The organism is Shewanella sp., from assembly GCF_048265805.1.
In the GTDB taxonomy this organism is placed as follows: Bacteria; Pseudomonadota; Gammaproteobacteria; order Enterobacterales; family Shewanellaceae; genus Shewanella.
On record NZ_JBLXAT010000020.1, the window covers coordinates 86,164 to 97,990 of the forward strand.

The 11,827-nt window shown below is 47.4% G+C and carries 10 protein-coding genes; 8 read left to right on the forward strand and 2 right to left on the reverse strand.

From position 1 onward, the window contains the following. The first annotated feature begins 73 nt into the window (after positions 1–73). The 5 genes from ACN0TT_RS14320 to ACN0TT_RS14340 all read left to right on the forward strand — a co-directional run bounded on the left by ACN0TT_RS14320 (position 74) and on the right by ACN0TT_RS14340 (position 5,282). Positions 74–1,270 carry an HD-GYP domain-containing protein gene (locus ACN0TT_RS14320; RefSeq protein WP_417762830.1) on the forward strand — a complete coding sequence of 399 codons (1,197 nt, stop codon included), beginning with the start codon at positions 74–76 and terminating at the stop codon, positions 1,268–1,270. A gap of 221 nt (positions 1,271–1,491) precedes the next feature. Beyond that, the gene (locus tag ACN0TT_RS14325; protein WP_417762831.1) at positions 1,492–2,316 is read left to right on the forward strand and encodes an NAD(P)H-binding protein; all 825 of its coding nucleotides are present in this window, start codon (positions 1,492–1,494) and stop codon (positions 2,314–2,316) included. 49 nt (positions 2,317–2,365) lie between these two features. Continuing rightward, the gene (locus tag ACN0TT_RS14330; protein ID WP_417762832.1) at positions 2,366–3,007 is read left to right on the forward strand and encodes a thiol:disulfide interchange protein DsbA/DsbL; all 642 of its coding nucleotides are present in this window, start codon (positions 2,366–2,368) and stop codon (positions 3,005–3,007) included. 262 nt (positions 3,008–3,269) lie between these two features. After that, positions 3,270–3,536: a DUF4212 domain-containing protein gene (locus ACN0TT_RS14335; RefSeq protein ID WP_417762833.1), complete on the forward strand. Its 267-nt coding sequence runs from the start codon at positions 3,270–3,272 to the stop codon at positions 3,534–3,536. A 12-nt stretch (positions 3,537–3,548) separates the two neighbouring features. Beyond that, on the forward strand, positions 3,549–5,282 hold the full coding sequence (locus ACN0TT_RS14340) for a sodium:solute symporter family protein (protein WP_417762834.1): 1,734 nt from the start codon (positions 3,549–3,551) through the stop codon (positions 5,280–5,282). 59 nt (positions 5,283–5,341) lie between these two features. Here ACN0TT_RS14340 and shiA read toward each other — a convergent pair whose 3' ends face one another. Then, positions 5,342–6,736 carry a shikimate transporter gene (gene shiA / locus ACN0TT_RS14345; protein WP_417762835.1) on the reverse strand — a complete coding sequence of 465 codons (1,395 nt, stop codon included), beginning with the start codon at positions 6,734–6,736 and terminating at the stop codon, positions 5,342–5,344. A gap of 306 nt (positions 6,737–7,042) precedes the next feature. Between shiA and ACN0TT_RS14350 the strand changes: the two genes are divergently transcribed. Both ACN0TT_RS14350 and ACN0TT_RS14355 read left to right on the forward strand, forming a co-directional pair. Beyond that, a complete protein-coding gene (locus tag ACN0TT_RS14350; RefSeq protein WP_417762836.1) occupies positions 7,043–8,890 on the forward strand; it encodes a DUF294 nucleotidyltransferase-like domain-containing protein in 1,848 nt (615 codons plus the stop codon). Then, positions 8,890–9,573: an exonuclease domain-containing protein gene (locus tag ACN0TT_RS14355; RefSeq protein WP_417762837.1), complete on the forward strand. Its 684-nt coding sequence runs from the start codon at positions 8,890–8,892 to the stop codon at positions 9,571–9,573. Before ACN0TT_RS14350 ends, ACN0TT_RS14355 begins: the two co-directional genes overlap by 1 nt. Positions 9,574–9,619: 46 nt before the next feature. On the opposite strand, the gene ACN0TT_RS14360 is transcribed toward ACN0TT_RS14355, so the two are convergent. Further along, complete coding sequence (locus tag ACN0TT_RS14360) at positions 9,620–10,696, reverse strand: ketoacyl-ACP synthase III (RefSeq protein WP_417762838.1); 1,077 nt, start codon at positions 10,694–10,696, stop codon at positions 9,620–9,622. Positions 10,697–10,986: 290 nt separating this feature from the next. Here ACN0TT_RS14360 and gmhB point away from each other — a divergent pair, with 290 nt between their 5' ends. Then, positions 10,987–11,574 (forward strand): D-glycero-beta-D-manno-heptose 1,7-bisphosphate 7-phosphatase, encoded by a 588-nt coding sequence (gmhB, locus tag ACN0TT_RS14365; protein WP_417762839.1) that lies wholly within the window; start codon positions 10,987–10,989, stop codon positions 11,572–11,574. Positions 11,575–11,827 lie beyond the last annotated feature (253 nt).

Consider the following 11,827-nt stretch of genomic DNA (forward strand, 5'->3'; position numbering starts at 1 on the left):
CAATGAACTATATTTTGGATTATCCATAGAGTTCGAACGTCCTGTTCGAATGTCGCCAATGTTGGGGGCATGATTGGCTAAATCCAAATACTTACGACTGCCGGTTAACAAGTTGCAGGTTGGACTGAAAGTAAAACTGCCACTTTCTTGGACGGAACATCCGTTCTTATTTAACAGAGTGGCGCTTGATTCAGAGGCACAGATAGAGATGATCAAAAATCTCGGTGTGCCCTATGTCTATGTCGTTTCTGGTGCAGAATTGCTTGAAGATAGCGAACCAGAGGTTGATGTGGTGCCTACACCATCAAAAACGGCTTCGCCGCAACAAGCAGCGCTCAGGCAAGCGCGTAAGGCATTACGTCATAGCCAGAATCAATTTATCGATGCCATGAATCAAAGCCGAACCTTGATGGGTAAGTTGGTCAGTGACCCTGAGGGCGCGGTACGTGAAGCCGCGCTATTAGTCGAAATGATGCTCGAGCAGCTTTATGCCTCAGAGCAACCGCGCTTGGCGTTAGTGAGTTCGGGAGAAAACCGCACCAGTATTACACAGCACGGTATTTCAGTGGCCACGTTGGCGCTAGTGATGGGGCATCATCTTGACTTAGAAAAAACGCTGCTACGCGCAATTGCGACCGGGGCCATATTGCATGACGTCGGTAAAATGCGGGTGCCGGAAGATATTCGTACTAAGCGCAGCGGCTTGTCGGCGTCGGAAAAGAACTTTCTCGCCATGCATCCCAATTTTGGCTATGACCTGCTAAAAAAAAGCGGCATGTTTAGCGATGACGTCTTGAATATTGTGCTGCATCACCATGAATTTTTTGATGGTTCAGGTTATCCCGATGGTTTGAAAGGCGATAAGATTGCGTTGCCAATTCAGTTGGTTTCATTGGCTAATGATTTTGATAGTCAGCTTTGGCGTGACGATATTATCTCACCGCAAATCGCACTGGGGCACTTGTTTAAAAACCGTGCGGGGATGCATCAACAGACGTTAATCCAAACCTTGGTCAAAGTGTTGGAGATCTATCCTCCCGGAACCATTGTACAGTTGAGTGATGGTGCAGTGGCCAAAGTGATGTTAACCACCAGTGAAACCACTAAGCCACAGGTGTGGTCGTGCACTGTTGACGGTGCCGATGCGGAATATCGTTTTTTAATGGATGAGGATGTGGTGGTTGAGGCCGCCATTAAGCCATCAGATCTTAGCCACGGTGCGAGTAAGACGCTGCAGGCTGAGGATGGCATAAGTTTTTATATTTGTTAGGGAAGATTTGACCTGTACGGGGAGTGTTTAACAATGCCGGAATGGCGTCAGGCAGTATTGTTGAGTGGCAACATTATATCGCTCTGCAAAACCGAGCCCTTCCATCATCGATAATTGTTGTGCCCGTTGGGACATCGAGCATAGGCAGATAGTTTGCTTGGCGTGCCAGTTAAATACTCAAGGTCAATTCCCAGAACGCACAGCGAATAAGGGTAGCGTGAATGAAACGAGTTGCGGTAATTGGTTGCGGTTGGTTTGGGTTTCCTTTAGCGAAAGCCTTAATTGCCAGCGGTACTGATGTGATTGGTACAAAAACAACTGAGGAAGGATTACAGCAGTTGCGCGATGCGGGTATCGACGCCGTGTTATTAAATTTAGGGCATGAGGATGCCACCGCGCAGTTGCACAGTATTTTGGCCGATGTGTCCGCCTTGGTAGTGAACATTCCGCCCGGATTGCGGCGTGGCGAGAATGACTACTTAGATAAACTCAAGCTGCTGCTAGAGCCGATCAAACAGAGTCAACTTAAAAAATTGGTCTACATTAGCAGTACGGGGGCCTATCCACAGACGCAAGGTTGGCTAACAGAAGCGGATTTAGCTGCTGCTGAACCCGGCAGCTCAAGTTGGGTGCTGCAACAAGCGGAGCAACTGATGCAGTCTTTGCGTCACGATAACTTAGCCGTGACCACGGTAAGGTTTGCCGGACTTGTCGGCGCAGGGCGGAATCCAGGTCGCTTTTTAGCGGGAAAAACTGATTTGCCCAACGGCGATAATCTGGTGAATTTGGTGCATTTAGAGGACTGCATCACGGCGGTACGGAAAATTTTGCACAGCCAACAGCGCAGCACTACCTACAACTTAGTATCTCCAGCACATGTGCGTAGAGATCAATTTTACACTCAAGCAGCAGCTTCTTTAGGACTGCCACCACCGCAGTTTCTCGCATCAAATCAAGGCGACGGCAAAGTAGTTGTCGGCGATCTTATCTGCTCTGAACTTGACTTCAGTTATCAATACCGTGACGCTAAAGCGTTGCTGAATTAGTGTCGTCAGTTTTCTCCCTTTCCCACATACATGAAGAGGTACTAATTACATGTTGTTGAAACGACTCATTACCACCACCTTATCGATATTGCTGCTAAGCACCGCGTTTGCTCAAGTACAGGCCGCTGCAGTCTCCCAATCCCAAGCGGGAGAGTACCAAGAGGGAAGAGACTACAAAGTAGTCAGTGGTATACCGGAAGCTGAAGGCCCCGTGGTTCGTGAGTTTTTCTCTTATAACTGTCCACATTGTTACCATCAAGATCCGCAAATTAACGCTACAGCTGAGTTACTTAAAGGTAAAGTGGCTTTTGAGCGCACTCCTGTTGGCGCTGGCCGAACACAGTGGATCATGAGCCAAAAAGCCTATTTCATTGCCAACAAGTTTAAAGTGGTGAATCAGGTTCATAGCGAAATTTTTCAGCGAATTCACGAGCAACATCTGCCGTTTCAGCATGACGAAGATCTGGTAAGTTTTTTTACTCAGCAAGGGTTAGCCAAAGCGGATATCGAAAAAACACTGGCATCAGCGGATATCTCACTAGCCTTGGCAAATTATGATTCGCAAACCCAGTTGTCAGGTATTACTGGCGTGCCATCATTGTTGGTCAAGGGTAAGTATCTAATTGTGAATAAACCGAAAGATGCACAAGGTTTAGCAAAGTTAGTCGTTTATCTAGCTGAATTACCTTAACGGATAAATAGCAGCGCAAAGTCGGTGACATCACCGGCTTTTTTGTATCTTTTTCAATAAATTTCTATCGACATTGGTCTAATTTCCATCAAGCGCCTTTCTTGACCCTATTGTATTACTTAAACGTTAACTAACTAATTAATATGACAAATGACAAAATCTTACGTTTACGTAAACTTTTTCATAGACTAAGGTCGCGATTGTGACCCACTTCGCTATTGCTAGATTAAATGTGACTTAATTGTAAAAAGGGGAAGTCATTATGGGCTTTGATAGCAACGAGAAGGCACTGAGTTACTGGCGCGAAAACCTGCGTCTAGTGTTAGGACTTTTGGCAGTCTGGTTCGCCGTGTCCTATGGCTGTGGCATCGTGTTTGCCGACGCTTTAAACGAAATACATTTCATGGGTTTTAAACTGGGTTTTTGGTTTGCTCAGCAGGGCTCTATTTATGTGTTCGTCGCGCTGATTTTTATCTACGCATATAAAGCGAACGCCTTAGATAAAAAATATAACGTACACGAAGACTAAGGGGACATCGACATGAGCGTTCAAGCATTAACCTTTCTGATCGTAGGGCTGTCGTTCGCGCTCTACATCGGTATTGCGATCTGGTCTCGTGCCGGCTCGACTAAAGATTTCTACGTCGCTGGTGGTGGTGTACCTCCAGTAATGAATGGTATGGCGACTGCTGCTGACTGGATGTCAGCTGCGTCCTTTATCTCTATGGCCGGGATCATCTCGTTCGTTGGCTATGACGGCAGCGTGTACTTGATGGGCTGGACTGGCGGTTATGTATTGTTAGCGCTCTGTATGGCTCCTTACTTGCGTAAGTTTGGCAAGTTCACCGTGCCAGATTTTATTGGTGAACGTTACTACTCGCAAACTGCGCGTGTTGTGGCGGTGATATGTGCCATTTTCATCTGCTTTACTTATATTGCTGGGCAGATGCGTGGCGTTGGGGTGGTGTTCTCGCGCTTTCTTGAGGTTGAAGTGAATACTGGTGTGTACATCGGTATGGCTGTAGTGTTCTTCTATGCCGTGCTCGGCGGTATGAAAGGGATTACCTATACCCAGGTGGCCCAATACTGCGTACTGATCTTCGCCTTTATGGTGCCGGCAATCTTTATCTCGGTAATGATGACTGGTCATGTCATCCCGCAAATTGGCTTCGGTTCAACCGTGGTCGATGCTGCGGGTAATGATACTGGGGTCTATCTGCTTGAAAAGCTCGATGGACTATCCACCCAGCTTGGGTTTAGTGAATATACCGAAGGCAATAAGAGTACCATCGACGTGTTTGCAATTACTGCTGCGCTGATGGTGGGGACTGCGGGTTTACCACACGTGATCGTGCGTTTCTTTACCGTGCCTCGCGTGAAAGACGCACGTACTAGTGCGGGTTGGGCGCTAGTGTTTATTGCTGCGTTGTATACCACTGTACCTGCGGTTTCTGTGTTTTCTCGGGTCAACATGATCGAGACCATCAACGGTGTCGACGGCAAAGGCGTAGCGCATGAAGCCGCTCCCGATTGGATTAAAAACTGGGAACGTACTGGTCTGATAAAGTGGAATGACAAAAATGGTGATGGCTTGATGTATTACGCCAAAGGAACTTTGGATGATGCATCAGCAAATGAGATGAGTATTGACCGTGACATTATGGTGTTAGCTACACCTGAAATTGCAAGTTTGCCAGCTTGGGTTATCGCTTTGGTAGCGGCAGGGGGCTTGGCAGCAGCGTTATCAACATCCGCAGGGCTGCTGCTGGTTATCTCAACGTCGGTGTCACATGACTTGCTGAAGAAGAATTTCATGCCGGATATTTCCGATAAGAAAGAGCTGATGTTTGCGCGAACAGCGGCTGCTGTAGGGATTGTCATTGCCGGTTACTTCGGTATTAATCCTCCAGGCTTTGTGGCGGCGGTGGTGGCATTCGCCTTCGGTTTAGCGGCTTCGTCCTTGTTCCCAGCTATCGTGATGGGCATCTTCTCTAAGCGTATGAATAAGGAAGGGGCAATTGCGGGGATGGTGCTAGGTCTCGGTTTCACTGCGGCTTACATTGTCTACTTCAAGTTCGTTAATCCAGCAGCGAACGTACCTGATAACTGGTTGTTTGGTATTTCGCCAGAAGGGATTGGCATGGTGGGGATGATCATCAACTTTGTGGTTGCCATAGTGGTCAGTAAGATGACAGCCGAGGTACCTGCTGAAGTGCAAGAGATGGTCGAATCTATCCGTTTCCCTAAAGGTGCGGGTGAAGCTTCGGGTCACTAATCACAACGTAAAAAGCAGAAAGGCGCTAAATGCGCCTTTCTTTTTGCTTGCGATCTTAATCAGGCTTTTTCGAGCTGCGTTGGCAAAGTGGCTAGTTCAGCTGAACTGTCTTCATTGATATGAGATGGTTTGCTGGTAACGGTGTGGAGTTTCATGGTCGCAGCCACAATAGCGGATAGCAAGCAACCGCCCATCAGATAGGCTGCCACGCTATGCCAGCTGCCATTTGATACCGTGACTAATGCGGTGGCGATAAATGGAGTAAAGCCGCCGCCAATAACACTCGCCACTTGATAACCCACTCCTGCGCCGCTATAGCGATAACTTGCGCCAAACAGTTCCGTAAATACCGGCTGTTGTACGCACACCACCATATCATGCGCCAGATTGGCCAGCAGTAACGAGCAGGTAATAATGCCCACGACCGAACGCGCTTCAAGCGCCATAAAGAATGGTAAAGCACTTAATGCGCCAATGAGCGCGCCTGTAATGTAAATGCGCTTGCAACCGTACTTATCTGCCAGCAACGCAAAACAGGGGATAGAAAGACAACTCATTGCGCCGACACATAATCCGATATTAAGAAATAGCTCGCGTGATAGACCAAGATTATGGGTTGAATAGTTTAGGGCAAACGTGGTGACGATATACATCGTCAGTAGCTCACACAGCCGTAAGCCGATAATTTGTAGAAATGCCGCTGGATGACGACACAACGCTTCCAATACCGGTAGTGTCTTTGGCTGCGTTGTGTGCTCGGATAACGCTTGCACTTGCGCAAACTCTACCGATTCATCCATGCCACGGCGGATATACCATGCGGCAATCACTAGCAACACACTTAATAGAAAGGGGATTCGCCAGCCCCACTGCAGAAATTGCTGCTCAGTGGTGAAATGGCTAATGAGTGACACGAGCCCAGTGGATAGCAGTAACCCCACACCATAACCCACTTGCACGCCACTACTGTAAAAGGCTTTCTTATGCTTGGGCGCATTTTCTACCGCAAGTAGCGCCGCGCCGCCCCATTCACCGCCTACGGCAAAACCTTGGATTGCACGAAGTGTCACCAACAACGCCGGCGCCCACCATCCAATCGTGGCAAATGAGGGGAGCAGTCCGATGCACGCGGTGGATATTCCCATCAGCCAAACGGTTAGCATTAACATGCGTTTACGGCCGAGACGATCACCAAAATGCCCAAAAATAACGCCCCCAAGGGGCCGAAACAGAAAGCCAACACCAAATGTAGCAAAGGCCGCTAATGTGCCCATGGTGGGGCTAACTTGTGGAAAAAATTGGCTATTGAATACCAAGGCAGCGGTAATACCGTAAAGTAAAAAGTCGTACCAATCGACGACGGCTCCAGCAAAACTGCCTAGGGCAGCCCGCCTAGCGCGAGCACCTTGAGTATTATCCCCCGTTGGAGAAGCTAAATCCTGAGTTATATCCATAGTTATGCGGTACTGCGATTGTATAATGTTAGCGGTATTGAAAAATTTCGCGGGTGTTGCTGTAAAGTATGCGAAAAACAGGAGCAGACTAGCGCGACTTTTACGATTAGGAAACCCTTAAATTGAGTATTCTCTTAAAAAATTGCGTGATAATTGTGTGAACAACAACATAGGCAGGTAGATTTTGGGAAATTCTTAATCGGTTTGCTTTGGTTGAGCCGTAGACATTAGACCAAAGACAAGTGGTTGGTTTATGGTTCAGCAGCCATTATTAAGCGACTGATAATAAAGCTAACGATAACGGCTATGGATGAATCTGAACTGTTACCCATTCGCAGTTTTCTCGAGCAGTTGGTGCCATTTAATGAGCTACCGCTAGATACCTTAGAGCAGTGTTGTCGCACCTTATCCATTGGCTATTACAGCAAAGCTTCGGTGGCGGTACCGCTTGATGAAAATAACCCCATGCTTTATATCGTTCGCAGTGGCGCTTTCGAAGTACGTGACGCTGATGGTGAGTTGGTCGATCGCTTAGGCGAGGGGGACTACTTTGGCTTTCCTTCATTATTGTCGGGAGAGGGGGCCAGCAACCAAGTGCTTATTCTCGAAGATGGCTTGGTTTACCATCTGCCGCCTGCCGAATTTGATCGACTGCGGTTACAACATCGTCACTTCGATCGCTTTTTTAATCGCGCCTACGCTAAACGCTTACGTCATGAACGCCGTTTCAAAAACCGTGATTCGGTCACCACCAATCGTATTTCCAGCTTGATTTCGGCTGAGTTGCTCAGTGTTGCCAGCCACGACACAGTGACCCACGCGGCTGGGCAGATGCGCAATCAACATGTGTCGTCAGCATTAGTGCTGGATAACGGCAAGCTAGTTGGCATTCTGACTGACCGTGATTTACGCAATCGAGTACTGGCAGAAGGTTTGACTGGTGAGGTTACCGTTAAACAAGCCATGACCCAAATGCCGGTGTCTATTGACGCTAAAGCGCTAGTGTTTGAGGCAATGTTGTTGATGAGTGAGCACAACATTCACCATCTCCCCGTGCTTGAGAATGGTCTGCCCATCGGCATGGTGACGTCCACCGACATTATTAGAAGTCAGTCATCGCAACCATTATTGCTGATTCGCGAAATTGAACGACAGCAGCAGTTACCCGATTTGATTACCGTGAGCCGACAAATTCCACAACTGTTACAGAACCTCATCAGTGCCGATGCGCGAGCGGAAGAGATTGGGCGGATCCTCACCAGTGTGACGGATGCGTTGACCCGTAAACTTATCATGTTACACCAGGCGATACTTGGTGAGCCGCCGATGGCATTTTGTTGGTTAGCGTTTGGCTCGCAAGGTCGGCAAGATCAAGTCGCATGTTCAGATCAAGATAATGGCTTGCTGTTAGCGCAGGAGCCAGACGAGCAAGCTCGAGACTATTTTCAAGCGCTGGCCGCCGGAGTGTGCAGTGGCTTAAACGAATGTGGTTATATGTTTTGCCCCGGTAACATTATGGCGCAAAATCCCACATGGATGTTGTCTCACGATGCTTGGCAGCAAAAGTTCTTCGACTGGGTCGAGAGTCCAGCCCCTAAAGCTTTGATGCACGCGAGCATCTTTTTCGATATGCGTGCGGTATGTGGCCCAAGTAGTTTGTTTGAGAGCCTGCAGCAATCCGTATTAAAGCGAACGAAAGATAACGATATCTTTCTCGCTGCATTAACTGGCAATGCGTTAACGGAATCACCTCCGTTAGGCTTCTTTCGCAAATTTGTATTGGAACGTGATGGTAGCGAAGTCAAAGGTATCGACTTAAAGCACCGTGGTAGTGCTTTAATTAACGATATTGCGCGTGTATACGCGTTATCGGCGGGTATATCGGAAGTGAATACCGCCAAGCGCATCAAGCGTTGTATTGATGCGGGTGTGCTGAACCGTAAAGACGGGCTTAATTTAGCCGATGCCTTGGAGTTTATTGCGCACATGCGCTTAGCTAACCAAGGAGAGCAGTTCGAACAACAACAACCGCTGACAAACTTTCTTAAACCACAAGCGCTGTCGTCGTTGATGCGGCATCAACTGCGGGATGCATTTAAAGTGGTACACGATAGTCAATCCGCGTTGCGGCTTAAATTTATGCGGAGCTTTTGATGGCAGGCTGGTGGAATCGCTGGCGTTTGCAGTATCAACTGTGGCGCGCGGATGATGGTTTAGCTGACTACTTGTCGGCGCTGCAGCTATTACTGCAACAACCATCATTGGAACATATCCCATTAGTTGCTGTTGACTTAGAAATGACCGGGTTAAATGCGCAGCAAGATCAGATAATCTCTGTCGGTTTGATCCCTATCGAACACGGCCGCTTATTATTGGGAAAAGCGCAACATCGCTTAGTCAATATTGCTGGCAGTGTAGGGCAGAGTGCGGCGATCCACGGCATTGTCGACCGGCAATTGCAGGAAACAACGCTGACGCAACAAGAAATGCTAATTTGGTTACTGCAAATGACTTACGGCAAATTGATGATTTTTCATCACGGTATGTTGGATATCGCGTTTTTGTCGAAACTCAGTCAACAGGTGTATCAGCGGCCGCTTCATTTACCCGTGATTGACACTTTGCAGATAGAACAGCGTCGTTTGATGCGGGATCGTCACGTGATTGAGCAAGGCAGCTTACGCTTACATGCTTGTCGACGTCGCTACCGTTTACCCGCCTATGCCGCGCATAATGCGCTCATCGATGCCACCGCTTGTGGTGAACTATTCTTGGCACAAACGTCCTTCAGCCACTGGTCACGCCAGCCACTAGATGACTATCTATTTTGGTTTTAGTCAAAAAAAGCGTCCTTTTTGGACGCTTTAGTTTTCGCCACTCAGGTTAGCTATTCTGGTGACGATAGAAGTAATCTACCGCGCGTTTGATCAGCTCAAGCCCAGTTTGATCACAAGGTGGCAGCTCGGCATCACTCTCATTAATTGGGGTGATACGTTCACCCCATTTCAATAATATCGCCGCACTCGTTAACCCAGCGCCGAAAGCACATGACAGGATATGCTGGCCTGGCTTAATCAGGTCTTGTTCCAGAGCATCACAGATAGCAATTGGAATTGTCGCCGCAGAAGTGTTGCCATAGTTGGCAATGTTCACAAAAGCTTTTGTTGGGTCGATCTTCATCTTGTGTACTAGCGTATCGATAATGCGCTCGTTGGCTTGGTGTGGGATCACTAAGTCAACTTGATCTTTATCCATATCGCAGTTTTCTAACACTTTGGCACTAAGATTGGCCATGCCTTGAATCGCACGTTTGAAGATTTCGCGGCCATCAAATTGGATAAAGAAATCCAATGAGTCGGCGGAGTAGCGATCCATTCCAGAGCCGAAGCTGGCTTTAAGGATCTCACGGCCTTCTGGGTCGTTGTTGAGTTCATAACTCAGCACGCCTTCAACTTTATCTGTGGCTTCAACGACCACTGCGCCTGCTCCATCACCAAACAGTACTGCTGTTTCTCGACGTGACCAATCAATGAAAAAGCTCAAGCGTTCAGCACCGATCACCAATACTTTGCGCGCTGAACCACTTCTGATTTGGCCAGTCGCCAAACTCAGAGCATATAAAAAACCACTACATGCGGCGTTGATATCAAATGCTGCACAGTTCGCCCCAATGTTCGCTTGAACGGTGGAGGCGATATTCGGAATCAAGGTATCTGGAGTGGCAGTTGCCAGAATGATCATGTCGATATCACTGCCTTCTAAGCCCGCAGCAGCTAAGGCGCGCTTAGCTGCCACAGAGGCAAGTTCAGAGGTATCAACGTGGCTAATGTGACGTTGGCTAATCCCTGTGCGAGGTTTAATCCACTCGTCAGAGGTTTCCATAAAGGTAGCTAAATCGTCGTTAGTTAAAGTAGCGGGCGGAACACATTTACCCCAGCCAGTAATCGTGGCGTACTGCATATAAAAATACTCTCATTGTCGACGCTAGACGTCGCGGCTAACTAATATTCGATGTGGATCGAACATACTCGCACGTGTATATCGCTAAACCTAGGTTCTGAACTGAACAAGCAGGATATGGTGTGTTATTGAGGATCTGTTCAATGCGCCTAGGTTACCCCGTCATTTGCCATAAATAAAGTTTGATAAACATAGGTTGATTAATTCAGCATGAAACCAACTAAAAAAGTTTCGATAAATCACTTCTTTTATGGCGGATAGTGGCTGCATTTTATTGGCAACTACCTATAATGCCCACAGATAAATTTGGGAGATACAGCGTGAAAAAAGCGGTGTTTTTGGATCGAGACGGTGTCATCAACGTCGACTCTGGTTATGTACATACGGTTGATGAGTTCGAATATATTGAAGGCGTATTCGATGCTTGTCGTGAGTTAAAGCAGCAAGGCTACCTATTAGTAGTGGTAACTAATCAAGCTGGTATTGCACGCGGCTACTATAGCGAAGATGAATTTGAGCATCTAACTGAATGGATGGATTGGAACTTCGCTGATAAAGGTGTCGACTTTGATGGTATCTACTATTGTCCACATCACCCAGAAGAAGGTATCGGTGAATATAAGCAGGATTGTGATTGTCGTAAACCCAAGCCGGGCATGTTAGTCAGCGCACAACGCTTTCTCAAAATCGATATGGAGCAGAGTGTGATGGTTGGTGATAAAGCTGACGACATGCGTGCTGCGTTAGCGGCGGGTGTGACAACATGTATTCTGGTGCGTACAGGTAAAGCGATAGACGAAGCGAGTGAACAACTGGCAACAGTTGTACTTGATTCCATTGCTGATGTGCCTCGTTACCTGCAACAACAGCAAAAATAATACTGTTAAGCACAATTTATAGACCAAATAATGGGGTTCGGATTAAAAACTGAGCGGTTGTGCTTAAAGTTGCAAATTATCGGTTATTTGCACTTGCACAAATAAATCCAGTCCCTATAATTCGCTTCCACTGACTCGCGATAAGACGCGGCAGCCTCTAACAGTTATCTGTTGGAATGCTCTTTAACAAATTATCAAGCAATCTGTGTGGGCACTCTCAGAGTGATATATCGACAAACGATTTATCGACTTT